General features: G+C 67.3%; 22 protein-coding genes. 14 read left to right on the plus strand and 8 right to left on the minus strand.

The features are described from left to right. Window positions 1-111 precede the first annotated feature (111 nt). The 5 genes from ACFWPK_RS30805 to ACFWPK_RS30825 all read left to right on the plus strand — a co-directional run bounded on the left by ACFWPK_RS30805 (window position 112) and on the right by ACFWPK_RS30825 (window position 7,167). On the plus strand, window positions 112-840 hold the full coding sequence (locus ACFWPK_RS30805) for a lysophospholipid acyltransferase family protein (protein WP_378921764.1): 729 nt from the start codon (window positions 112-114) through the stop codon (window positions 838-840). Between the two features lie 183 nt (window positions 841-1,023). Further along, window positions 1,024-2,403 carry an ABC1 kinase family protein gene (locus tag ACFWPK_RS30810; protein ID WP_378921766.1) on the plus strand — a complete coding sequence of 460 codons (1,380 nt, stop codon included), beginning with the start codon at window positions 1,024-1,026 and terminating at the stop codon, window positions 2,401-2,403. 97 nt (window positions 2,404-2,500) lie between these two features. After that, entirely contained in the window at window positions 2,501-4,054 is a 1,554-nt protein-coding gene (locus ACFWPK_RS30815; protein WP_378921768.1) for an alkaline phosphatase D family protein, read from the plus strand. A 51-nt stretch (window positions 4,055-4,105) separates the two neighbouring features. Further along, a complete protein-coding gene (locus tag ACFWPK_RS30820) occupies window positions 4,106-5,377 on the plus strand; it encodes an FAD-binding oxidoreductase (protein WP_378921769.1) in 1,272 nt (423 codons plus the stop codon). 293 nt (window positions 5,378-5,670) lie between these two features. Next, window positions 5,671-7,167 carry an MFS transporter gene (locus tag ACFWPK_RS30825; RefSeq protein ID WP_378921770.1) on the plus strand — a complete coding sequence of 499 codons (1,497 nt, stop codon included), beginning with the start codon at window positions 5,671-5,673 and terminating at the stop codon, window positions 7,165-7,167. A gap of 136 nt (window positions 7,168-7,303) precedes the next feature. Here the strand turns inward: ACFWPK_RS30825 and ACFWPK_RS30830 are convergent, their stop codons facing one another. Together ACFWPK_RS30830 and ACFWPK_RS30835 are read right to left on the minus strand one after the other, a co-directional pair. Then, a complete protein-coding gene (locus ACFWPK_RS30830) occupies window positions 7,304-7,720 on the minus strand; it encodes a cytochrome c oxidase subunit 4 (protein ID WP_101463622.1) in 417 nt (138 codons plus the stop codon). 10 nt (window positions 7,721-7,730) lie between these two features. Then, window positions 7,731-8,720 carry a cytochrome c oxidase subunit II gene (locus ACFWPK_RS30835; RefSeq protein WP_378921819.1) on the minus strand — a complete coding sequence of 330 codons (990 nt, stop codon included), beginning with the start codon at window positions 8,718-8,720 and terminating at the stop codon, window positions 7,731-7,733. Window positions 8,721-9,203: 483 nt separating this feature from the next. On the opposite strand from ACFWPK_RS30835, the gene asnB reads away from it, so the two are divergent. Further along, window positions 9,204-11,147: an asparagine synthase (glutamine-hydrolyzing) gene (gene asnB / locus ACFWPK_RS30840; protein ID WP_378921821.1), complete on the plus strand. Its 1,944-nt coding sequence runs from the start codon at window positions 9,204-9,206 to the stop codon at window positions 11,145-11,147. Between the two features lie 57 nt (window positions 11,148-11,204). On the opposite strand, the gene ACFWPK_RS30845 is transcribed toward asnB, so the two are convergent. Further along, window positions 11,205-12,131 (minus strand): carbohydrate kinase family protein, encoded by a 927-nt coding sequence (locus ACFWPK_RS30845; protein ID WP_378921823.1) that lies wholly within the window; start codon window positions 12,129-12,131, stop codon window positions 11,205-11,207. Between the two features lie 232 nt (window positions 12,132-12,363). Beyond that, window positions 12,364-12,720: an iron-sulfur cluster assembly accessory protein gene (locus tag ACFWPK_RS30850; RefSeq protein WP_056816608.1), complete on the minus strand. Its 357-nt coding sequence runs from the start codon at window positions 12,718-12,720 to the stop codon at window positions 12,364-12,366. Window positions 12,721-13,035: 315 nt separating this feature from the next. Between ACFWPK_RS30850 and ACFWPK_RS30855 the strand changes: the two genes are divergently transcribed. After that, window positions 13,036-13,635, plus strand: a complete 600-nt coding sequence (locus ACFWPK_RS30855) for a DUF3043 domain-containing protein (RefSeq protein WP_378921824.1) — start codon at window positions 13,036-13,038, stop codon at window positions 13,633-13,635. Between the two features lie 58 nt (window positions 13,636-13,693). Here ACFWPK_RS30855 and ACFWPK_RS30860 read toward each other — a convergent pair whose 3' ends face one another. Beyond that, window positions 13,694-13,861: a hypothetical protein gene (locus ACFWPK_RS30860; protein WP_378921772.1), complete on the minus strand. Its 168-nt coding sequence runs from the start codon at window positions 13,859-13,861 to the stop codon at window positions 13,694-13,696. Window positions 13,862-13,946: 85 nt separating this feature from the next. Here ACFWPK_RS30860 and ACFWPK_RS30865 point away from each other — a divergent pair, with 85 nt between their 5' ends. Together ACFWPK_RS30865 and ACFWPK_RS30870 are read left to right on the plus strand one after the other, a co-directional pair. Beyond that, a complete protein-coding gene (locus ACFWPK_RS30865; protein ID WP_378921773.1) occupies window positions 13,947-14,900 on the plus strand; it encodes a helix-turn-helix domain-containing protein in 954 nt (317 codons plus the stop codon). Between the two features lie 188 nt (window positions 14,901-15,088). Then, complete coding sequence (locus ACFWPK_RS30870) at window positions 15,089-15,829, plus strand: response regulator transcription factor (RefSeq protein ID WP_378921775.1); 741 nt, start codon at window positions 15,089-15,091, stop codon at window positions 15,827-15,829. Window positions 15,830-15,881: 52 nt separating this feature from the next. Here the strand turns inward: ACFWPK_RS30870 and ACFWPK_RS30875 are convergent, their stop codons facing one another. The 3 genes from ACFWPK_RS30875 to ACFWPK_RS30885 are packed head-to-tail and all read right to left on the minus strand — an operon-like array spanning window position 15,882 to window position 17,365. Continuing rightward, complete coding sequence (locus ACFWPK_RS30875) at window positions 15,882-16,394, minus strand: nuclear transport factor 2 family protein (protein ID WP_378921776.1); 513 nt, start codon at window positions 16,392-16,394, stop codon at window positions 15,882-15,884. Window positions 16,395-16,397: 3 nt separating this feature from the next. Beyond that, window positions 16,398-16,886: a hypothetical protein gene (locus tag ACFWPK_RS30880; protein ID WP_378921777.1), complete on the minus strand. Its 489-nt coding sequence runs from the start codon at window positions 16,884-16,886 to the stop codon at window positions 16,398-16,400. Window positions 16,887-16,906: 20 nt separating this feature from the next. Further along, window positions 16,907-17,365 carry a MarR family winged helix-turn-helix transcriptional regulator gene (locus tag ACFWPK_RS30885; RefSeq protein WP_378921779.1) on the minus strand — a complete coding sequence of 153 codons (459 nt, stop codon included), beginning with the start codon at window positions 17,363-17,365 and terminating at the stop codon, window positions 16,907-16,909. Between the two features lie 300 nt (window positions 17,366-17,665). On the opposite strand from ACFWPK_RS30885, the gene ACFWPK_RS30890 reads away from it, so the two are divergent. The 5 genes from ACFWPK_RS30890 to ACFWPK_RS30910 are packed head-to-tail and all read left to right on the plus strand — an operon-like array spanning window position 17,666 to window position 22,802. Further along, window positions 17,666-19,396 carry a biotin carboxylase N-terminal domain-containing protein gene (locus tag ACFWPK_RS30890; protein ID WP_378921781.1) on the plus strand — a complete coding sequence of 577 codons (1,731 nt, stop codon included), beginning with the start codon at window positions 17,666-17,668 and terminating at the stop codon, window positions 19,394-19,396. A gap of 22 nt (window positions 19,397-19,418) precedes the next feature. Next, on the plus strand, window positions 19,419-20,039 hold the full coding sequence (locus ACFWPK_RS30895; RefSeq protein WP_378921783.1) for a TcmI family type II polyketide cyclase: 621 nt from the start codon (window positions 19,419-19,421) through the stop codon (window positions 20,037-20,039). Beyond that, window positions 20,036-21,307, plus strand: a complete 1,272-nt coding sequence (locus ACFWPK_RS30900; RefSeq protein WP_378921784.1) for a beta-ketoacyl-[acyl-carrier-protein] synthase family protein — start codon at window positions 20,036-20,038, stop codon at window positions 21,305-21,307. The genes ACFWPK_RS30895 and ACFWPK_RS30900 overlap by 4 nt, the downstream gene beginning before the upstream one ends. Continuing rightward, window positions 21,304-22,548, plus strand: coding sequence for a ketosynthase chain-length factor (locus ACFWPK_RS30905; protein ID WP_378921786.1), 1,245 nt, complete (start codon window positions 21,304-21,306; stop codon window positions 22,546-22,548). Before ACFWPK_RS30900 ends, ACFWPK_RS30905 begins: the two co-directional genes overlap by 4 nt. Next, window positions 22,545-22,802 (plus strand): acyl carrier protein, encoded by a 258-nt coding sequence (locus tag ACFWPK_RS30910; RefSeq protein ID WP_378921787.1) that lies wholly within the window; start codon window positions 22,545-22,547, stop codon window positions 22,800-22,802. The genes ACFWPK_RS30905 and ACFWPK_RS30910 overlap by 4 nt, the downstream gene beginning before the upstream one ends. The last annotated feature ends 7 nt before the right edge of the window (window positions 22,803-22,809 follow it).

Raw genomic sequence — 22,809 nt, forward strand, 5'->3', positions numbered from 1 at the left:
CATCCATGCGCAGCGGCTACCGTCCTGGGTTGGTTGTGACCTGCGACCAGCGGTAAAGTCGTTTTTCGACGAGGCTGCACACCACGATCCCGGTTCCGAGGAAAGGACGCCATGTTCTACTGGCTGCTCAAGTTCGTCTTCCCGGGACCGTTCATGCATCTATACAACCGGCCCGTTGTCGAGGGCGTCGAGAACGTTCCGACCGACGGGCCCGCGATCATGGCGGGTAACCATCTGTCGTTCTCCGACTGGCTGTTCGCGCCGCTGCTGAGCCCGCGGCGGATCAACTACCTCGCCAAGGCGGAGTACTTCACCACCCCTGGCTTCAAGGGACGCCTGCAGAAGTTCTTCTTCAGCGGCACCGGTCAGTACCCGATCGACCGCAGCGGCGCCTCGGCCGCCGACGACGCGCTCAACGCGGCCACCAAACTCCTCAACGAGGGCCGCCTGGTCGGCCTGTACCCCGAGGGCACCCGCTCCCCCGACGGCCGCCTCTACAAGGGCAAGACCGGCATGGCGCGGCTCGCGCTCGAGACCGGCGTCCCGGTGATCCCGGTCGCGGTGATCGGCACCGACAAGGTGAGCCCGCCCGGACCGTTCAAGTGGCGTCGTCAGAAGGTCACCCTGAAGTTCGGTGCGCCCCTTGATTTCTCGCGCTACGAGGGCATGAGCGGCAACCGCTTCGTCGAACGCGCCGTCACCGACGAGGTGATGTACGAGCTGATGCGCCTCACCGGCCAGGAATACGTCGACGTCTACGCGCACAGCCTCAAGAAGGGCGTCGCCGCGACCGACCACCAGCTCGACGCCACCCGCATCCCCGAAACCAAGGCGAGCTGAGCCGAAACCCGCTGCGCCGCACGGTGAGCTGACTCGCGGCGTCAGCCCCCTCGACCGGACTCCCGCGCGATCGACTGTCGTTGCCCGGACACCCGCGCGCCCGATTGGTAACCTTTGCCGGGCAAAGGCCGAGGGCGGGTGGGCCACCAGAGGTGGCGGGCGGCGGCAGAGGGCGAGGTGTGCATGGCCGGAGGCGAATCCGACGAGGGTCGCGTCATGCCGTTCACCCGGCGTGCGGCACCTCGCGACGGCAATCCACCCACCGGCCGGGTAGTCCGCAGCGCCCGCTTGGCCGCGGTACCGGTCGCCTACGCGGGCAGGCGCATCGCGGGCTTGGGCAAACGCGCCGTCGGCCGCGACCCCGCCGACGTCGACCGTGACATCCGCGTCCGCACCGCCGAACACCTCTTCCAGGTGCTCGGCGAACTCAAGGGCTGCGTCGCGAAACTGGGCCAGCTCCTCGGCCTGCTCGAACTCGGCCTGGCTCCCGACCTGGCCGAACCGTATCGCCAAGCCCTTGCCCGACTGCACGATTCGGCGCCCGCGATGCTGCCCGGCGCGGTCCACGCGGAACTGGCCACCCACCTGGGCCCCAACTGGCGCTCACTGTTCCTCGAATTCGAGGACCGCGCCGCCGCCGCCGCTTCGGTCGGCCAGGTTCACCGCGCCCGCTGGCACGACGGCACCCAGGTCGCGGTCAAGGTCATGTACCCCGGTTCCCGGCGTGCGGTACTGGCCGACCTGCAAGCCCTGCGTCGCGCGACCCCGCTGTTCACCGCGCTGCTGCCCGGCGCCGACACCCGCCCGGTGGTGGAGTCGCTGTGCGACGAGATCCGCGACGAACTCGACTACGCCCGTGAGGCCGTCAACCAGCGCGCCTTCGCCGCCGCCTTCGCCGAGGACCCCGACGTCGTGGTGAGCCGGGTGATCGCCCAGCGCGGCGACGTCCTGGTCACCGAATGGCTCGACGGTGCTCCCCTGTCCCGGTTGATCATTCGCGGCAACGCCGACGAACTCGACCGCCTCGGTGTGCTGATCATGCGTTTCCTGTTCTCCGCTCCCGCCCGCGCCGCCCTGGTCTACGGCGACCCCCACCCCGGCAACTTCCTGCGCATGCCCGACGGCCGCCTCGGTGTCGTCGACTTCGGCGCCTGCACCCCATGGCCCGCCACCTTCCTCGACGTGGCGAGCGACATCGGCGCCGCCGTCATCGCCGACTCCCCCGCCGATCTCGAGGCCGCCATGCGCCGCCACGGCTTCGTCGCCCCCACCCGAGACCTCGACATCGCCACCGTCGCCGCGCGCCTGCAACCGGTCCGCGAAGCCCTCCTCGCCCCCACCTACCCCCTCTCCGCCGCCTGGCTGCGCGAACAGGTCCGCCTGGCCACCGACCTGCGCCTGTCGAACGTCCTGCGCCAGCTGACGATGCCCCCCGGCCACACCCCCATCCTCCGCTCCTTCCTCGGCGGTGTGGCGGTCCTCTGCCAACTCCACACCGCCGTTCCCCTGCGCGCCGAGTGCACCCGCTGGTACCCCGAAACCGCCGCCGCCGCAGGGCTCTAGGCACCGCACCCGAGTTCGGCCCGTCGTACGGCATCGTTCACGCTCCGTTGCCTTGCTAACGACCGCGTGTTACGACCGGTGGCGCACCGTGAGGTTCATGGCTGTCTCGGATTTCGCGATGTCTCGGCGCACGCTGCTGCGCGCAACCGCTCTCGGTGTGGTGACTGCTCCTGCCCTGGTGGCCTGCGGTGACGACGGTCCCGCGCTGGTGCGGGCCAGGCCCGCACTCACGCACGGGGTCGCGGTCGGGGATCCGCGTAGCGATGGCGCGCTGATCTGGGCTCGGTCGGATCGGCCCGCGACCCTGGTGGTGGAGACCTCGGCGAGCGAGAAGTTCAGTGACGTCAAGCGATTCACCGGACCCCTGCTCACCCCGGCGACCGATGGCACCGGGCGCGTGCGGGTGAACGGTCTGCCCGCGGGGCAACTCGTGCACTACCGGGTACGCCTGGACGGGGAAGACGGTGCGAGCTCGGAGACACTCACCGGTGTCTTCCGCACGGCGCCGACCGCGCCCGCCGACATCTCGCTGCTGTGGTCCGGTGACGTCGCGGGCCAGGGCTTCGGGATCAACCCCGACCTCGGCGGTATGAAGGTGTTCTCCGCCATGGCCGCTCGCGACCCGCACTTGTTCCTGCACTCCGGCGACTGCATCTACGCCGACAACGCGCTCAAAGAGTCGGTGACGCTGCCCGACGGCCGGGTCTGGCGCAACATCACCGCCGAGGCGAAGAACGCGCCCGCGGAAACCCTCGACCAGTTCCGCGGCAACTACGCCTACAACCTCACCGACGACAACTACCGCCGGTTCAACGCCGCCGTCGCCCAGATCGTCCAGTGGGACGACCACGAGACCACCAACAACTGGTCCCCCGGCGGCACGGTGGCCGCCGACAAGGGCTACACCGAGCGCAGCATGGACACCCTCGCGACGCGGGCCTGGCAGGCCTTCCACGAGTGGATGCCCTTGGAGCCCAAGGAAGCCGTCGACGGCCGTCTCTACCGCAAGATCTCCTACGGCCCGCTGCTGGACGTGTTCGTCCTCGACATGCGCGCCTACAAGGACGCCAACACCGCCAATACCGCGGCCAAGGGCCAGATCCTGGGCGCCGCCCAGACCAGGTGGCTCACCGACGGACTGAAGGACTCCAAGGCCACCTGGAAGATCGTCGCCGCCGACCTGCCGCTGGGCGTCATCGTCCCCGACGGCAAGACCGCCTTCGAAGGCCCCGCCAACGCCGCCCCCGGCGCACCCTCCGGCCGCGAAACCGAGATCGCCCAGGTGCTCTCGGCGATCAAGGCGAACAAGGTCGCCGACGTCGTCTGGCTCACCGCGGATGTCCACTACACGGCCGCGCACCACTACTCCCCCACCCGCGCCGCCTTCACCGATTTCGACGAGTTCTGGGAGTTCGTCTCGGGCCCGCTCAACGCGGGCGCGTTCGGCCCCAACCCCCTCGACCCCACCTTCGGGCCCGAAGCCGTGTACGTCCACGCGCCGCCCACACCCAACACCTCCCCGATGGACCCGGAGTACCAGCACTTCGGTGAGGTGAAGATCGACGGCCGCACCGGAGAAATGACCGTCAACTTGTGCGACGCGACCGGAAAAGTCCTGTTCACCAAGCAACTCGCGCCCACGCGGAAATAGGTGCGAAGTACCCTGCGCAAGAACCGCGCACCTGTGGTTAGCTATGCGGTCATGGGCACGCCGCATACCGTCATCTCCGAAGAATATCTCCCCACCGACACGGCGGATGTCGTTCGCACTGTGCGTGATTCGCGCGGCCGGTCGGAACGGTTGACGGTGCGCGGCGGTGAACAGACCGAAGAGTCGTATGGTCTGACCGATCAGCGCGGCGTGCTCTCGCTGCGCAAGATGAACTCGGTGCTCGACATCAACCTGGGTCGGCGCACCGTGCGCGTGCAGGCGGGCGCGAAGCTGTCCGAGATCGACCGCCGCCTCGGCGCGCACAGCCTCGGCCTGCCGGTGGTCGGCGATCATCGCGACATCACCGCGGGCGGTTTCGCCTCCGTGGGCGGGGTGAGCACCGCCTCGCACCGCTACGGCATGTTCATCGACCAGATCGTCGACCTCGAGTACGTCGACCCCGACGGCCGGATCGGCACCTGCGGGCGCGGTCACCACACCGAGCGTTTCCACCGCATCCTCGGCGCGGGCGGTCGCGCGGGCATCATCACCGCGCTGACCCTCGATGTGGTCGAGGTCGACAAAGACCACACCATGCTCACCACCGACGCCGACCGGTTCCTCGACTTCGACTCCTTCGTCGAGCACGCGACCAACGAGATCACCAACCCCGGCAGCGCGGCGCTCCAGGTCGGCCGCTGGGTCGACACCGCCCCGCTGAAGGTGGCGCGCCCCGTCGGCACCGGCCAGGTGACCCTCGGCGCCGTCCGCTTCGGTCAGTGGTCGAGCCTGTACCCCACCGCACCCACCCGTGGCCTGCGGGCCCGGCGCGAGGTCGGCACGCGGACCCGGAAGTCGTTGGGCGCCATCGCCTCCGCCGCGGGCGGGCGGGCGGGCATGCCGGTCCGCAACGCGGCGGCGGGCGCGCTGATGTTCGCGCCGAAGGTGCTCACCATGCGCGACGCCGAGTACCTGGCCGACACCGTCATCAACTCCTCCGAGCGCGGCCCCGCCTACCGTGTCGGCGTGTTCGCCCCACTGGCCAACTACGGTTCGGTCTTCTACGGCCTGCACGACCTGTTCTCGGCCCACCGCGAACGCTCGGGCTGCTTCACCGTCATCTCCGCGATGACCTACGGCGTGCGCTCGGAGTACCTGCGCGCCGAAGCCGCCGCCCGTGGCCTCACCCCGGCCGACTACGGCCTGATCACCTTCACCTGCCGCCTGCGCCCCTCGGCCCTGCCCTCGGAGCAGCTGCGCGAGATCGTCGCAGGCATCGACGACATCTGCCGCTCGGAGCAGGCCCTGCGCTACAGCGTCTGAGGCCGGATTTCTCGACGGGAAACGCACGACGGATGATTCATCCCGTCGTGCGTTTCTCGTTTCCCGCCGTGGAGTTCACGCTTTCGGGCACCCATCTGCGCGCGTATGCGCAATGTGATACCGGCGTATCTGCTGGTCATGCAGGGTTCGACAGCGGCGATCTGACTATCAGGCATATCCGTCTCCCAGTGGATGGGATAGTCGGCTCTACGAATCACTCGGAGAAAGTGTGATGTCGGTTACGCATTCCGATCGTTCTTCGGATGCGAGCCCCATCCTCGAAAGGACCTCCGATGGTCGCTTCCACTCCGACGCCCGCCGCGGACCGCTGGACCCCACGCCTGATCTTCTCGCTCGCCTCGATCGTGCTCCTCCTGGAGATGCTCGCGGTGAGCTACATGATGATCTCGACGGCCCTACCCTCGATCGCCGCGCACTACCAGACCACCCAGGGCGCCTGGCTGCTGACGTCGTTCCTGCTGGTCGGCGCCGTCACCGCACCGCTGATCGGCAAGCTGGCCGACATGTACGGCAAGCGCAAAGCCCTGCTCGGTTGTGTGGCCGTCGCCGCGGCGGGATCGTTGCTGTCCGCGATCGCGGGCAGCTACGCGGTCCTGATCGCCGGCCGTGCGCTGACCGGCCTGCTCATCCCCTGCCTGTTCCTGAGCTATTCGCTGATCCGGGATGTGTTCCCGGCGAGGACGATCGCGCTGGCGGTCAGCATCGCGACCAGCGGCATGGGGCTGATCGCGATTCCCGCGCCGTTCCTCACCGGGTGGCTGATCGACAATCACGGGTTCCGCAGCATCTTCTGGTTCTTCGTCATCGGTCTCGCCGTGCTGGGCGCGCTGATCTATGCCACCACGGCCGAATCGTCGGTGCGGCTGCGCTCACGGATCGATCCGCTCGGCGCGATTCTGCTCGGCGGCGGTATCGCCGGCGTACTCATCGCGGTCAGCTTCGGGCCGACCTGGGGCTGGCGTGACAGCTCGACCCTGGCATACCTCGCCGGTGGCGTGGTGCTGCTGCTGGTGTGGCTGGTGAGCGCGCGAATGATCCGGGAACCGCTGATCGACCTCGATGTGCTCGGCCGTCGTTCGGTACTGCTCACCACCATCGGCGCCGGACTCTGCTACGGCGCCAGCGGGCTGTTCACCATCCTGCTGCCGATGATGGCCATGACACCCGCCGTGTTCGGGCTCGACTACGGATTCGGCGTCACCGCCGAGGGTTTCGCGATCTTCCAGGCGCCGGTGGGGTTGATGGTGGTAGTCGGCGGTGTGCTCGTCGGTGTGCTGGTCGGCCGCCGCGACGTCCGCCCCCGCATTCTGATGACCTGCGGCATGCTGTTGATGGCCATCGGATTCACGCTGACCGCCGCCGTGCACGACAGCAAGCCGCTGCTGATCGTCTTCGCGGGCATCTTCGGCACCGGCATGGGCATGGCCTACGCCGCCATTCCGAATCTGCTGATCGAGGCCGTGCCGCCGCAGTTGCAGGCGGGCACCGCGAGCATCGTCGGTGTCTCGCAGAGCGTGTTCCCCGCCGTCCTGCCGGTCATCGCGTTCACGATCATAAACAACTCCTACATCGCGCCGATCCCGCCGGAGATGACGCAGGGCGCGGTGTTCTATCTGGACCGCGGCTTCACGATCGCCTTCCTGATCGGCGCCGTCACCGCGCTCATCGGTGCGATTGTCGCCGCGGCGCTGCCCCGCCGGATCGTGCAGCTGTCCGCTCCGCGCAAGGTGGAAGGGCCGGAGGAGGAAGGACTGGTGTTCGCGCACTGAGGCATTCGATGCAACGAGCCGGTCGTGCGGTCGCACGGCCGGCTCGGTCGTTCTCGGAGGCACCTCTTCCGGCAACGAAAACGGTCGCCGCGACCCCCTCACCTCGAGGGAGTCTCGACGACCGTGTCGTGCGGTGTCAGTGCTTCTCGGCACCCAGGTAGTACTCGAACACCAGGCCGGCTGCGGCGGCGAGCACGAGCACCACGCCGAGACCGATCAGCCAGAACTGGAAGAACGCCAGGCCCAGCGCGGTGACCGAACCAGCGGCCGCCAGGAGGATGGGCCAGAAGCTACCGGGCGAGAAGAAGCCCAGGTCGCCCGCGCCGTCGACGATCTCGGCCTCTTCGTAGTCCTCGGGCCGCAGGTCGATGCGGCGCGCGACGAACCGGAAGTAGGTGCCGATGATCAGCGACAGGCCCGCGGTCAGCACGATCGCGGTGGTGCCCGCCCACTCGATGCCGGTGCGCGACTGCGCGGTGAAGAACCCGTAGACGATGCCCACCAGGATGAAGAAGGCCGTGAGCAGTTCGAAGATCCGCGCTTCGATCCTCATATCAGAATCCTCACTTGCTCTCGTTCACCGAAGCGCTCTTGGCATCGCGCTTGGTGTTGAAGGGGTACGTGGAGGTGGCCACCGGCGACTCGCCGATCGATGCCAGCGCCTCACCGTTGGTCTTGCCCTCGATGCGCGCCTGCATGTACTTGGCGTACTTCTCCGGCGAGACCGCGCGGACCTCGAAGTTCATCATCGAGTGGTAGGTGCCGCACATCTCCGCGCAGCGGCCGACGAACGCGCCTTCCTTCTCGATCTCGGAGATCTGGAAGACGTTGTCGGACTGGTTTTCCTTCGGGTTCGGCATCACGTCGCGCTTGAACATGAACTCCGGCACCCAGAAGGCGTGGATCACGTCGGCGGCGGCGAGCTGGAACTCGATGCGCTTACCGGTCGGCAGCACCAGGACCGGAATCTCTTCGCTGGAGCCGAAGGTCTCGACCTTGTCGTAGTGCAGGTACGAGAGGATGTCGTTGGCCGGCTTGCCGTGCAACGGACCCGGCTGCGGGTGACCCTTTTCGTTCTTCAGCTCACGGTATTCGGCGAGCTGCTCTTCGTTCAGCAGCTCTCGCTCGGTGTCGATGCCGTTCCAGGTGAGACCGCCGACGTTGTTGATGTTGCGGTAGCCGAACTTCCAGTTCCACTGGAAGGCGGTCACGTCGACGGTGACATCCGGGTTGTCGGTCTTCTCGTGCACGTAGTTCTGCACGACCACGGTGAAGTAGAACAGCACCGCGATGATCACGAACGGGATCGCCGTGTAGGTCAGCTCCAGCGACACGTTGTACCCGGTCTGGCGCGGGAACTCCGGGGAGTTCTTGCGCTTGCGGTGGAAGATGACCGTCCAGAAGGTCAGACCCCAGACCAGCACGCCCATGGCGAGCGCGGCCAGCACCGACCAGGTCCACAGCTCACGCATCCGGGTGGCCTGCGGGGTGATACCCGATGGCCAGCCGAACCGGAGCCAAACATTGTCGATCGAGCAGCCCGAGACGAGCATCGCGGTGATCCCCAAGGACACCGCCAGCCCGGCCCGCCGAAGGATCCGGCCCTGCCGACCCTTGACGGGTCGTGCCCCGATCTCTTCGCTCGCCTTGTGCGCCACGCTCACGCCTTCCTGGTCGCCACACATTCCGACACATTGCGTCGTCCGGGCGGCGATTCGCCCGTTCCGACACCTCTTCAAAGCAGTTTCAGGCCGTCCCGAAGTATTGCCGCTGTGACGCCTGCACACCTGAGAAGGACCTGAGTACTACGCAGCGTAGACCAAAGGGGGCACTGTCTTGTCGCGGGGTCACTTTCGACACTCCGCCGTGACGTCACCGATCATCGCGACCTGCGGTTTGACCCCCGTCCGGTGACCGGGTGCCCCGCGCGAGCGGGCGAGCGCGGCGTGTCGGGCAGGTGTGCGGCATACTCGGACACAGCGTTTCGGCCCGTTTGTGGCCACCCATCATCGAACGAGAGAAGGTTGGTCGACACCGTGTGCGGACTGCTCGGATTCCTGACAGCTGATTCCGCGACGACCGCGGTGGTCGATCAGGTGTACGACGCGCTGCACTGCCAGCGGCATCGTGGCCCGGACGAGAAGGGCACCTGGCACGACGATCACATGATCTTCGGGTTCAACCGCCTGTCCATCATCGATATCGAGCACTCGCACCAGCCGCTGCGCTGGGGCCCCGCGGACAACCCGCAGCGCTACGCGATGACCTTCAACGGCGAGATCTACAACTACCTCGAGCTGCGCGAGCAGCTGGCCGCCGAGCACGGCGCCGAATTCCCCGATGCCAAGATCTTCGCCACCGACGGTGACGGCGAGGCCATCGTGGCCGCCTTCCACTTCTGGGGCCCCGAGGCCGTGCGCAAGCTGCGCGGCATGTTCGCCTTCGCGATCTGGGACACCGAGACCTCGGAACTGTTCCTGGCGCGCGATCCGTTCGGCATCAAGCCGCTGTTCATCGCCACCGGCCCCGGCGGCACCGCCTTCGCCAGCGAGAAGAAGAGCCTGCTGGAACTGCTGAGCCCGCTCGACCTGTCCGACGAGCTCGACCCGCGCGCGCTCGAGCACTACACGGTGCTGCAGTACGTGCCAGAGCCCGAGTCGCTGCACCGCAACATCCGCCGCCTCGAATCCGGCAACTACGCCACGGTGAAGCTCGGCCAGGAGCCGGTGACGACCCGCTACTTCCGCCCCGACTTCCGGGTTCGCCCGTTCGCGGAGGGTTCGGAGAAGGCCCGCTACGCCGAGATCGCCGCCGCGCTGGAGGACTCGGTCGCCAAGCACATGCGCGCCGACGTCACCGTCGGTTCGTTCCTGTCCGGCGGCATCGACTCCACCGCCATCGCCGCGCTGGCCATGCGCCACAACCCGAAGCTGATCACCTTCACCACCGGCTTCGAGCGCGAGGGGTACTCCGAGGTCGACGTGGCCGCCGAGAGCGCCGAGCTGATCGGCGCCCGCCACATCGTCAAGGTGGTCTCCCCCGCCGAGTTCGCCGCCGCGATTCCGGAGATCGTCTGGTATCTCGACGATCCGGTCGCCGACCCGGCCCTTGTCCCGCTGTACTTCGTGGCCAAGGAAGCCCGCAAGCACGTCAAGGTGGTGCTCTCCGGCGAGGGCGCCGACGAACTGTTCGGCGGCTACACGATCTACCGGGAACCGTTGTCGCTCAAGCCTTTCGAGTACCTGCCGAGCGGTGTGCGCAAGCTCGTCGGCAAACTCAGCGACAAGATCCCCGACGGCAGGCGCGGCAAGTCGCTGCTGCACCGGGGATCGCTGTCGCTCGAAGAGCGCTACTACGGCAACGCCCGCAGCTTCAACGACGCCCAGCTGCGCGCGGTGCTGCGCGACTTCCGCCCCGAGTGGACCCACCAGGACGTGACCGCCCCGATCTACGCCCAGTCCGCGGGCTGGGACCCGGTCGCGCGCATGCAGCACCTCGATCTGTTCACCTGGCTGCGCGGCGACATCCTGGTCAAGGCCGACAAGATGACCATGGCCAACTCACTGGAACTGCGCGTGCCGTTCCTGGACAACGAGGTCATGCGCGTCGCCGAAGGCATCCCCTTCGACCAGAAGATCACCAAGGAAACCTCGAAGTACGCGCTGCGCCGGGCCCTGGACGGGATCGTCCCCGACCACGTCCTCCACCGCGCCAAGCTCGGCTTCCCGGTCCCGTTGCGCCACTGGCTGCGCGGCACCGAACTCTACGACTGGGCCGAAACCCAGATCGCCGAGTCCCAGACCGACCACCTGCTGAACAAGCCGGCCATCCTCCAGATGCTCCGCGACCACAAGGCAGGCCTGTCGGACCACAGCCGCCGCCTCTGGACCGTCCTGGTCTTCATGGTCTGGCACGGCATCTTCGTCGAAGACCGCATCAAGCCGGAGATCCAAGAACCGGTCTACCCGGTCTCGCTGTAACCCACGGAAAAACGCCCCCTGGTTCGAAAGATCCAGGGGGCGTTCGTGTTCCGTAGGTCAGAGCAGGAAGGCCAGTTCGTCGGCGGCGTCGGTGCCGTAGGCCTTGGTGAGGCGCTCGAGTGCGTCTTCGGTGTTGAGGGTCCACTCCTGGGTGCCGGTGGTCTCCAGGATGAGGACGGCGATCAGGGAGCCGAGCTGGGCGGCGCGCTCCAGGCTCAGGCCCGCGCGGTGTGCGGTGAGGAAGCCGGCGCGGAAACCGTCGCCGACACCGGTCGGGTCGACCTTGGCCACCTCGGGCACCACGCCGACGCGGACCTCGGTGCCGTCGGCGTCGACCACGAGCACACCCTCGGAGCCCAGCGTGGTGACCCGGATGCCTACCTTGGCGGTGATGTCGGCTTCGCTGAGGCCGGTCTTCTGCTGCAGCAGGGCCCACTCGTACTTGTTGGTGAACAGGTAGGCCGCACCGTCGACCAGTTCGCTCGCCTGCTCGCCGTCGAGGCGGGCCAGCTGCTGGGACGGATCGGCGGCGTAGGCGATGCCCTTCGCCTTGGCCTGGCGGGTGTGCGCGACCATCGCCTCCGGATCGTTCGCGCCCACGAGCACCAGGTCGATATCGTGCGCGGCGGCGATCGCGGCGATGTCGATATCGCGCGCCTCGCTCATCGCACCCGGGTAGAACGACGCGATCTGCGCCATCGTCTCATCGGTGGTGCACACGAACCGCGCGGTGTGCGACGTCGTGGAGACGTGCACCGCCGAGCAGTCGACGCCGCTGGCCTCCAGCCACTGGCGGTACTCGGCGAAATCGGCGCCGACGGCACCGACGAGCACCGGACGCTGCTTCAGCAGCCCCATCGCGTAGGCGATGTTGCCCGCCACTCCGCCACGGCGGATCTGCAGATCGTCGACGAGAAAGCTCAGGGACACATGATCGAGTTGATCAGCGAGCAGCGCATCGGCGAACCGGCCGGGAAAGCGCATGAGGTGGTCGGTGGCGATGGATGCGGACACGGCAACAGACACGAGGCATGGCCCCTTCGACGCTAGAGGTAGGAAGACAAAGAAGTCCGGGATCACCGGATCCCGGACTTCAACGTTAGCAAGCGCTACCGCCTGTGGTTCACCTGTTCGCTACCTCGCCACGCAACCACAATGTTCACGGCCGCGACCTGGAGGGCGAGGTTACGGCGCCGCTAACTCGCGGCGCCGAACATCAGTTGAACGAATCGCCGCAGGCGCAGGAGCCGGTGGCTTGCGGGTTGTCGATGGTGAAGCCCTGCTTCTCGATGGTGTCGACGAAGTCGATCGAGGCGCCGTCGATGTACGGGGCGCTCATGCGGTCGACAGCCAACTTCACGCCGGAGAACTCGACGACGATGTCACCGTCGAGGATGCGATCGTCGAAGAACAGCTGGTAGCGCAGACCGGCACAGCCACCGGGCTGCACGGCGATCCGCAGGGCCAGGTCGTCGCGGCCCTCCTGGTCGAGCAGCGCCTTCGCCTTGATGGCTGCAGCGTCGGTCAGCGTCGCACCGTGGGTCTCGGTGGCGGTCTCGTTCTGCACAGTCATGGACACTCCTAGTTCGACTCAGCCCGTCAACGGACCTCAGGTGCACAGCGCACGACTGATTTCAACGCTGTCGCAGCAACTGCTATTCCTATTTTGCCACCCTCGGCGCAGCCGAGTAGACGCCACCTGGGTGCTTGCGCCCACAGTACGCCCTATAACGGCGTGATCTGCGTCGCAGACCGCCTGGTATGAGATCGGGCCCACCGCTGAGCGGACCGCATTTCCCGATGGTCGGCATCATCGAATAGCCTGGTGAACGTGAAATTGTTCCGTCGCGACGAGTCCAGCACCACCGACGAGTCCGTCGACCCGTCGGTGTCCGGCTCCGAACAGGCCGCCGCCACCACTTCGACCACCCCCGGTAAGGGCAAGCCGACGCCGAAAAGGCGTGAGGCCGAAGGCAAGCGGCGCGGCCCTGTCGCGCCCGCCCCACTGACCGCCAAGGAAGCCCGCGCTCGCCGCAAGGCCGTCAAGGGCACCAAACAGGACCGCAAGGCCGCCGCGGCCGACCGCCGCGCCGCCGTGCAGGACCGCCGTGCCCGCATGCTGGCCGGCGAGGACAAGTACCTGCTGCCCCGCGATCAGGGCCCGGTCCGCGCGTACGTGCGCGACCTGGTGGACGCCCGCCGCAACCTGGTCGGCCTGTTCATGCCGATGGCGCTGGTGCTGATCCTGTCGATGTTCGTGGCCCCCGGCCTGCAGACCATCGTCACCCTGGCCATGCTGGTGATGATGGTCTTCATGATCATCGAGGGCTTCGTCCTCGGCAAGATCGTGAACAACCGGGTGATCGAGCGCTTCCCCGACACGACCGACACCGGCTTCAAGCTCGGCTGGTACGCCTTCGTCCGCGCCTCCCAAATCCGCAAGATGCGCGCCCCGAAGCCCCGAGTCGGCCCCGGCGACGCGGTCTGATTTCTCCCCGAACCTCGAATGCCGTCTCATCCACCCGGATGGGGCGGCATTCGTGTTTTCAGTGATGACTGGGACGGATGTAGTCGGCGTAGCCTGCGATGGCCTTGAGTTCGATGTCCATGCGCTGGGCGTCGCGGTCGATGATTCCGGTGGTTCCGGTGGTGCCGCGCCCGATCAGTACGGCGAGTCCGATGATGGCGGCGAGGACGATCAGGAAAGTAAGCATGGCAGTAATTTTGCGCTCGATGATTTTCAGCCGAAAGTGGCTGTTCTGTCATTGTGCGTAAAGATTCAGCCAGCTACGATGAGACATGCTCTCGAACGTCGCCGTGGTCCTCAACGACCGGCTCGCCATGTTCGAATTCGGTGTCGTCTGTGAGGTTTTCGGCCTCGACCGCACCGCGGACGGCCTACCCGGCTTCGACTTCCGGGTCTGCGGCGCCGAGCCCGGCAAGCCACTGCGCTCGACCACCCCCGGCATCTCCGTCACCCCCGACTTCGGCCTCGACCAACTCGCGAAGGCCGACCTGGTCGCCATCCCCGCCTCCCCGATCGGCAAGTACGACGACCGGGTTCTCGAAGCGGTGCGCGACGCGGCCGATGCGGGCGCGACCGTCCTCACCGTCTGCTCGGGTGCCTTCCTGGCCGGCGCGGCGGGTCTGCTCGACGGCCGCAAGTGCACCACCCACTGGCGTTATGTCGACAAACTCGCCGCGATGTTCCCCGAGGCCACCGTCGACCCCGACGTCCTGTTCGTCGACGAGGGCAACCTGATCACCAGCGCGGGCACGGCCGCGGGCATCGACGCCTGCCTGCACCTGGTCCGCCGCGAGATCGGCACCGCCGCCGCCAACGGCATCGCGCGCCGCATGGTCGTCCCGCCGCAACGCGACGGCGGCCAGCGTCAGTTCATCGAACAGCCGGTTCCCGAGTGCAGCTCCGCAGGCCTGTCCACCACCCTGGCGTGGCTCACCGAGAACCTCGCTCACCCGCACACCGTCGACGAACTCGCGGCCCGCTCCAGCATGTCCACCCGCACCTTCGCCCGCCGCTTCGCCGCCGAGACCGGCACCACTCCGGTCAAGTGGCTCACCACCCAGCGTGTGCTGTTCGCCAAGCACCTGCTCGAAACCACCGACATGGCTCTGGAGCGGATCGCCGACGAGTCCGGTTTCGGCTCCGGCGCCCTGTTGCGCCACCACTTCCAGCGCCACGTCGGCATCGCTCCCACCGAATACCGGCGCCGCTTCGGCGCGGCCAGCTGAGCAACCGTCCATTATTTTGTGTGGAATACCGATCTGAACGCTTTTCCGCAAAAAAGGCGCCGAACTCCACAGTGCACGAATGAAACGAGTCGGCTACCCTGAGATGGACAGGTGAAATCCCGGCCGCCCGTAGCAGTGTGGTCGTCAGCGCGGCATTTCGATGCCCTGGACGGTAGGGTATTCGAGCCATGCGTAGCAGCGAACTCAAGGAAGCCGATACCGAGCTCGCCCCGAATTTCCCCGAGCCTCATATCATAGCCGCGGATCGCTCGTGGCGAATTCTTATCGCGGCGGGTTCGGATGCCGTCGGATCGCTCGACAGCGAACTCCCCCGATATGGCCACCAGGTCGCCACCGTCGACACCGGAAGAATGGCACTGAAGCTGTTCGATCGCGCCGATCTGGTTCTGCTCGATCCCGATCTCCCCGATTTCGACGGATTCGAGGTATGCCGTTCCATCCGGGCGCGACATACGATTCCGATCATCGTTGTCACCGATCGCAATTCCGAATTGGACTGCGTACTCGGCCTGCGCTCGGGCGCCGACGACTATGTCACCCGCCCGTTCGGCATCAGGGAACTCATGGCCCGCATCGACTCGCTCATGCGACGGGTCAGCCCGCAGCCCGAGAGCGGCCGGACCACCACCAACTGTGGCGCGCTGCGCGTGGACGAGGGTGCCCGCGAGGCGACCCTGCACGGCCGCGCGCTCGCACTCACCAGGAAAGAGTTCGACCTGCTGCTGATGCTGTCGCGCAGGCCGGGAATCGTGGTGTCGCGCAAGCAGATCCTGGGTGAGGTCTGGGACGGTTCCTGGTCGCAGCACACGGTGGACACGCACGTCAGCAGCCTGCGGGCGAAGCTGGGAGCCAGCGATTGGATCGTCGCGGTCCGCGGTGTCGGCTTCAAGCTGATGCCGCGAGCCTGAGCGAGGTACGACGAAAGCCGCCGGCTCCCGAGGAGCCGGCGGCTTCGCTGACTCAGCTGCTGACCGCGACCACGTTCAGGTTCTCGTCGAACGCGAATCCGGGAGGCGCCTCGCCGGTGCGCAGCACCTTGATGAACTTCATCCGGGCGATCCGCCAGCCGACGGCGGTGCGCCGGACATCGGCATCGAGGTAGCCCCACACCAGCAGCGGCGCCTCACCCGGCACCACGTGCTTATGGGTGGCGGTGAGATTGAGCCGCACCGCGGCGGAATCACCGTCGATATCGGCGTGGCAATCGGTGGTGGTGTGATGCGTCGGTCCGAACAGATTGACCACATAGGTCATGTGTGCGGCAATTCCCTCGATGCCCCGATAATCCTCGGGCGGCAATTCGAGCAGGACATCGTCGGTGAAAATGGCTTCCGCCCACGCGTCGTCCATCGATTTGCGATCTTCGAAAAAGAAGAATGTATCGAAGAGGGCCGCGATCTCACGATGGTCGCGCAATTCACGGACTTCCGCGCGCAGCGATTCCAGCTCGGCACGGAGAGTGGTGTCGTTCATCATTTATCCCTGAGATTCCTCGCTACCGATGGTAGCGGTTGGATTTTCCGATTTCGGCTTGTCGAAACGGCCCGTGATGCGGAAGCCGTCGCGAATGTTGAGTGACATGAGCACGATATTCGTAGCACCGGCGACGAGTTCGAGCGCCTGCACGCCGTAAAACAACGGCCCGAACTCGTCGCGGCCCGCGAGGACCGAAAGGGTGATCGCCGAGGGAATGAGCACGAGCAGCCCATTGCCGGCGATGAAGGGCATCCGGTGCTTCTTCGCGACGATGGCGGGCATCGTCGAGTCGCCTGCCAGCCGGAAGCCGGTGCCGCCGGTGGCGGCGAGCGCGAGAACCAGGATCGGCAGGGCCCACGGGATGGTCTGCTTCACCGCGATGATCGCGTCCCTGGAACCACTGAGCTCGCTCACCACCGTCGAGGTCCAGAAGGTGAGGATGGTGAGTAATCCGATCGTGCCCGCGACGGGATGGATGCGGGAGAGCATGGTTTACCTCTCTTCGATGGTCATGTGGCCCGATCGGCCTCGAGATTGCCGATCGCCTGTCGAACCATGCGGATGAAGTCGTCACCGCGGACGTCGGGGAACCCCGAGGTCGCGATGCCGTTCACCTCCCCAGCCGCATCGATCAGCGCGGTGCGCAATCGACGGGATCGGTCGGTGAGGTAGATCAGCGCTCGCCGGCCGTCCTGCGGGTCGGCGGTGCGCTGGATGAGGCCGTCGCGCTCCATCCGCTTGAGCGTGTGGGCCATCGTCGACTGGTCGATCCGGACCTTCTCGCAGAGTTGCAGCTGCGAGATCCCCTCCTCCTCGTACAGCGCGAGCAGTTGTGCGAACTGCCCGGGCACCACGCCGTGCCCGGCGATGCGATCGCGCAGTGCCTGTTCCATAAGCCGCGCCAGATGGTTGATCACGTACCCCAGGGAGTTGCTCCGATCCATCGGTAGCGTCTCGAGCGGTTCCATACCCACCTTCCATCGTCGTTGATCTGCGGCTACCGCCAGATTACATGGCAAGCCATGTAATCGCGACCGGTAGCCGACCCCCGGTCGACCCGGTGACAGCGCGCGATGCTAAGGCCGGCGCGGGCGGCAGGCAACCGGGCGGAGTGAAACCTGAACCAGCCCGGATGAATTGGACGAATCCCACAGAGTGCGGGGCCATGACCGGGCAGCTCCTGAAGATTCCCGGAGGTTCCGTTCACCATGTGGTGATCTTCGCTACGGACGATTGGTGAAGCGTCCCAACAACTTTCAGGAGGCACCGTGCGTAGAGTGTTGATCGCCAACCGCGGTGAGATCGCCGTAAGAATCGCACGAGCCTGCCGCGATGCCGGGATCACCGCAGTGGCGGTGTACGCCGATCCCGACCGCGACGCACTACATGTCCGCACCGCCGACGAAGCCTACGCACTGGGCGGCGACACCGCGCAGTCCAGTTATCTGAATGTCGAGGCCGTGCTCGCCGCGGCACGGGCCGCGGGTGCCGACGCGGTACACCCCGGCTACGGCTTCCTGTCGGAGAACGCGGATTTCGCCGCCGCGGTCCTCGCGGCCGGCCTGATCTGGATCGGTCCGCCGCCCTCGGTGATCCGCGATCTCGGTGACAAGGTCACCGCCCGCACGATCGCGGTCGCGGCGGGGGCACCGATCGTGGCGGGCACTCCCGGCCCGGTGTCGGATCCGGACGAGGTCGTGGCGTTCGCCCGTACACACGGGCTGCCGGTCGCCATCAAGGCCGCGTACGGCGGCGGTGGTCGCGGGCTCAAGGTGGCCCGCACGCTCGAGGAGATCCCGGAGTGCTTCGCCTCGGCGGTCCGCGAGGCCACGGCCGCGTTCGGTCGCGGCGAGTGCTTCGTCGAACGCTATCTGGATTCCCCGCGACACGTGGAGACCCAGTGCCTTGCCGATGAGGCAGGCACCGTGGTCGTGGTCTCGACCAGGGATTGTTCGCTCCAGCGCCGTCATCAGAAGCTCGTCGAGGAGGCGCCGGCGCCGTTCCTCACGCCCGCGCAGCACAGTGCGCTGGTCGAGTCCTCCAAAGCAATCCTGCGTGCCGCGGGCTATCGAGGCGCGGGCACCTGCGAGTTCCTGATCGGCGCCGACGGCACTCTGTCCTTCCTCGAGGTCAACACCCGGTTGCAGGTGGAGCACCCGGTCTCGGAGGAGGTCACGGGTATCGACCTGGTCCGCGAACAACTGCGCATCGCCGCGGGTGGTCTCCTCGACTACCCCGATCCCCCCACGCGTGGTCACTCGATCGAATTCCGTATCAACTGCGAGGACGCCGGGCGCAACTTCACGCCGATGCCGGGCACGATCACCGGCTACCGGACCCCGAGCGGGCCGGGGGTGCGGGTCGACTCCGGGGTCGAGGCCGGCACCACGGTCGGCGCGAACTGGGATTCGCTGCTGGCCAAGCTCATCGTCACCGGCGAGGACCGGACCCAGGCACTGCAACGGGCGGCCCGCGCGTTGAGCGAGTTCCAGATCGACGGCATCGCGACCGTGCTGCCACTGCACCGCGCGGTGGTCACCGACCCCGACTTCACCGACGCGCCTTTCCGCGTGCACACCCGCTGGATCGAGACCGAGTTCGACAACGTCATCGAGCCCTACCCGGATACCGCCGCCACGCCCGGTGCCTCGGCGCCGCGCGAGACGGTGGTGCTCGAAGTCCGCGGCAAGCGGGTGGAGGTGACCCTGCCCGCGCGCGGCCACAAACCGGCGTCCCGGCCCTCGCCCCGCCCCCACCGCGCGAGCGCCACCACGACACCGAGCGGCGACTCACTGACCGCCCCGATGGCCGGGACGCTCGTGAAAATCGCTGCCGCCGAGGGTGATTCGGTGGCATCCGGGCAGCTCATCGCGGTGATCGAGGCGATGAAGATGGAACAACCGGTCACCGCGCACAAGGCAGGCACTGTCATCGGCCTGATCACCGACATCGGCACCAGCATCGGCAGCGGCGCCGTGCTGTGCCGGATCCAGAACTGAACCGCAGAGGAGCCGACACCGGATGCATACGACAGTCACGGTCGCCAGGACGACCACCACCGCGGCCCGCGACCGCCTGGCGGCGAAGTTCGCCGAGCACGATGCCGCGGCCACCCCGACGGACGCGAAAATCGTTCGCCGCCAGCTGTTCCACTATCACGACGACCTGTTCATCCACATCGTCGACAGCGATACACCCCTGTCCGGCGAACCCGACGGCCCCGACCTGGGTGGCGACATCGCACCGTTCGACACGACGGCGCGTGCCCAGCGCTACTACCACTGGCTGCCCGGCCCGGTGGACCCCGCCATGTTCAGCACCCTCGTCGTGAATCGCCTCGTCCCCGAACGCCGCCCGCAGGTCGCGCAGCTGTTCGCCGACTTCGACACCACCGACGTCCCGCATCGGATGGGCACCCGGCGCAGGCAGCTCTTCGCTCTCGGCGGCGTCTATTTCCACCTGCAGGACTTCGAGACCCCCGACGGCGGTGAGGTGATCGCGCAGGCCTGGAAGCAGGCCGACCCGCGCTTCATCCAGATCTGCGACGACCTCGACCCCCTGATCGACAAGTACGACTCGACGACCTGGCGCAAGCCGGCCGACGCGGTCGCACACCGCTTCTACCACTGGGAGGCACAGTGAACACCCGGCGCGTCGTCATCACCGGAATGGAGGTGATCGCCCCCGGCGGAGTCGGCACCAAGCAGTTCTGGGAACTGCTCACCGCCGGCCGCACCGCCACCCGGCGGATCAGCTTCTTCGATCCCGAACAGTTCCGGTCCAAGGTCGCCGCCGAGGTCGACTTCGACCCCGAACTGCACGGCCTGACCCCCCACGAGATCCAGCGACTCGACCGTGCCGCACAGTTCGCCGTCGTCGGTGCGCGCAGCGCGGTGGCCGACAGCGGACTCGAATTCGACACCGTCGACCCGTATTCGATCGGGGTCGCGCTGGGCAGCGCGGTCGGCGCGACGATGCGCCTGGAGCAGGACTACCGCGTCATCAGCAATGGCGGGCGGCTGGAACTGGTCGACCAGAAGTACGCCGACCAGCACCTCTACCACCACCTGTCCCCCGGCTCGTTCGCCGCCGAGGTGGCCTTCGCGGTCGGTGCCCAGGGCCCCGCGACCGTGGTGTCCTCGGGCTGCACCTCCGGTCTCGACTCGGTCGGCTACGCCGCCCAGCTCATCGCCGAGGGCTCGGTGGACATCATGGTCACCGGCGCCTCCGACGCGCCGATCTCGCCGATCACCATGGCCTGCTTCGACGCGATCAAGGCGACCACCCCGCGCCACGATGCCCCCGAAACCGCGTCCCGGCCCTTCGACGCCTCCCGCACCGGTTTCGTCCTCGGCGAGGGCGCGGCCCTGTTCGTCCTCGAGGAACTGTCCGCGGCCCGGCGGCGCGGTGCGCACATCTACGCCGAGATCGCCGGCTACGCCACCCGCGCGAACGCCTATCACATGACCGGCTTGCGCCCGGACGGCGCCGAGATGGCCGAGGCCATCCGGGTGGCGCTGAGCGAGGCCAGGATGCCCGGTGACTCGATCGACTACATCAACGCGCACGGCTCGGGCACCAAGCAGAACGACCGGCACGAAACCGCCGCGTTCAAGCGCAGTCTGGGCTCACACGCCTATGACACCCCCGTGAGCTCGATCAAGTCCATGGTCGGGCATTCGCTCGGCGCGATCGGCTCCATCGAGATCGCGGCCTCGGTCCTGGCGATCGGCGCCGATGTGGTGCCGCCGACGGCGAATCTGCACACCGCCGACCCCGAATGCGACCTGGACTACGTGCCGATCACCGCCCGTGAGCACCGCACCGACACCGTCCTCACGGTGGGCAGCGGCTTCGGCGGCTTCCAGAGCGCGATGGTCCTGACGGCCCCGAAGGAGGTGGCGGCATGACCGCGGTACTCGACGACACCCGCGCGGTGGTCACCGGCATCGGCATCACCGCACCCAATGGTCTTGGCACCCAGCCCTATTGGGACGCGGTGCGCGCGGGCCGCAGCGGCATCGGCCGGCTCACCCGCTTCGATCCGGCGGGCTATCCGGCCACCCTGGCAGGCGAGATCGACGACTTCGATCCCAAGCAGTACCTGCCCAATCGCCTTCTCCCCCAGACAGATCAGGTGACCCGCCTCGCTCTCGTCGCGGCCGAATGGGCACTGGCCGATGCCGGTGTCGACACCGACAGACTCGACGATTTCGACATGGGCGTGCTCACCGCCTCGTCGTCGGGCGGATTCGAATTCGCGCAGAAGGAGCTCGGCAATCTGTGGAGCCGGGGTAGCCGTTTCGTCAGCGCGTATCAGTCCTTCGCCTGGTTCTACGCGGTCAACAGCGGGCAGATCTCTATTCGTCACGGTATGAAAGGGCCCAGCGGTGTCCTGGTCAGTGACCAGGCGGGCGGGCTCGACGCGATCGCGCACGCGCGCAGGCAGATTCGCAAAGGCACCGCGCTGATGGTGTCGGGCGCGATGGACGCCACGCTGTGCCCGTGGGGGTGGGCGGCGCTGTGGACGAGCGGCCGGCTGCACGCGGGCACCGATCCCGAAGCCGCCTATCTGCCGTTCGATTCGCGTGCGGCGGGCCATGTTCCGGGTGAGGGCGGCGCGATCCTGATCCTCGAGTCCGCAGCGGCCGCCACCGCCCGTGGGGCCCGCAGCTACGGCGAAATCGCGGGATACGCGGCCACTTTCGATCCCGCACCGAGCACCGGCCGCGAACCGGCCCTGCGCGCCGCGATCGAGCGGGCGCTCGCCGATTCCGGTCTCGCACCCAGCGATATCGACGTGGTGTTCGCCGACGCCGCGGGCCTGCCCGAGCACGACCAGATCGAGGCCGAGGCGATCACCGCGGTCTTCGGCCACCGCGGCGTTCCCGTCACCGCACCGAAAACCATGACAGGACGGCTGTATTCGGGCGCGGGCCCGCTGGATGTCGCCACCGCCCTGCTCACCATGTCGACCGGCGAGATCCCGCCGACGATCAACGTCACCCCGAACTCCGACTCACCACTGGACCTGGTGGTCGGTGGGGTGCGGCACGCGACGGTGCGTGCCGCACTCGTCCTGGCACGCGGCTACGGCGGATTCAACTCCGCCATGGTCCTGACCGCACCCGAAGGAAGGGAAATCTCATGACATTCACCCTCGACGACCTGACCAGGATCCTCCTCGAAGGTTCCGGCGAACCCGAGAACGTCGACCTGGAATCCGACATCCTCGACCTCACCTTCGACGACCTCGGCTACGACTCGCTGGCCATGCTCGAGACCGCCAGCCGCGTCGAACGCGAATTCGGGGTGACCCTCGACGATTCGACCGTCATCGAAGCGACCACACCGCGCGCCTTCCTCGACGCGGTGAACGCCCTCCTCCCCGTTCGCACCCCCTAGCAGGAGT

Origin of the sequence: Nocardia sp. NPDC058519 (assembly GCF_042719755.1) — a bacterium.
GTDB lineage: Bacteria > Actinomycetota > Actinomycetes > Mycobacteriales > Mycobacteriaceae > Nocardia.

What these genes read in the sequence shown, in the direction of transcription:
- ACFWPK_RS30845 (WP_378921823.1), bottom strand. Translation starts at nt 12,131, where the DNA reads ATGCGCTTTCCCGGCCGGTTCGCCGATGCGCTGCTCGCTGATCAACTC.
- ACFWPK_RS30910 (WP_378921787.1), top strand. Translation starts at nt 22,545, where the DNA reads ATGACATTCACCCTCGACGACCTGACCAGGATCCTCCTCGAAGGTTCC.
- ACFWPK_RS30810 (WP_378921766.1), top strand. Translation starts at nt 1,024, where the DNA reads ATGGCCGGAGGCGAATCCGACGAGGGTCGCGTCATGCCGTTCACCCGG.
- ACFWPK_RS30820 (WP_378921769.1), top strand. Translation starts at nt 4,106, where the DNA reads ATGGGCACGCCGCATACCGTCATCTCCGAAGAATATCTCCCCACCGAC.
- ACFWPK_RS30860 (WP_378921772.1), bottom strand. Translation starts at nt 13,861, where the DNA reads ATGCTTACTTTCCTGATCGTCCTCGCCGCCATCATCGGACTCGCCGTA.
- ACFWPK_RS30875 (WP_378921776.1), bottom strand. Translation starts at nt 16,394, where the DNA reads ATGAACGACACCACTCTCCGTGCCGAGCTGGAATCGCTGCGCGCGGAA.
- ACFWPK_RS30905 (WP_378921786.1), top strand. Translation starts at nt 21,304, where the DNA reads ATGACCGCGGTACTCGACGACACCCGCGCGGTGGTCACCGGCATCGGC.
- ACFWPK_RS30850 (WP_056816608.1), bottom strand. Translation starts at nt 12,720, where the DNA reads ATGACTGTGCAGAACGAGACCGCCACCGAGACCCACGGTGCGACGCTG.
- ACFWPK_RS30880 (WP_378921777.1), bottom strand. Translation starts at nt 16,886, where the DNA reads ATGCTCTCCCGCATCCATCCCGTCGCGGGCACGATCGGATTACTCACC.
- ACFWPK_RS30835 (WP_378921819.1), bottom strand. Translation starts at nt 8,720, where the DNA reads ATGCTCGTCTCGGGCTGCTCGATCGACAATGTTTGGCTCCGGTTCGGC.
- ACFWPK_RS30870 (WP_378921775.1), top strand. Translation starts at nt 15,089, where the DNA reads ATGCGTAGCAGCGAACTCAAGGAAGCCGATACCGAGCTCGCCCCGAAT.
- ACFWPK_RS30865 (WP_378921773.1), top strand. Translation starts at nt 13,947, where the DNA reads ATGCTCTCGAACGTCGCCGTGGTCCTCAACGACCGGCTCGCCATGTTC.
- ACFWPK_RS30895 (WP_378921783.1), top strand. Translation starts at nt 19,419, where the DNA reads ATGCATACGACAGTCACGGTCGCCAGGACGACCACCACCGCGGCCCGC.
- ACFWPK_RS30825 (WP_378921770.1), top strand. Translation starts at nt 5,671, where the DNA reads ATGGTCGCTTCCACTCCGACGCCCGCCGCGGACCGCTGGACCCCACGC.
- ACFWPK_RS30830 (WP_101463622.1), bottom strand. Translation starts at nt 7,720, where the DNA reads ATGAGGATCGAAGCGCGGATCTTCGAACTGCTCACGGCCTTCTTCATC.
- ACFWPK_RS30815 (WP_378921768.1), top strand. Translation starts at nt 2,501, where the DNA reads ATGGCTGTCTCGGATTTCGCGATGTCTCGGCGCACGCTGCTGCGCGCA.
- ACFWPK_RS30805 (WP_378921764.1), top strand. Translation starts at nt 112, where the DNA reads ATGTTCTACTGGCTGCTCAAGTTCGTCTTCCCGGGACCGTTCATGCAT.
- ACFWPK_RS30885 (WP_378921779.1), bottom strand. Translation starts at nt 17,365, where the DNA reads ATGGAACCGCTCGAGACGCTACCGATGGATCGGAGCAACTCCCTGGGG.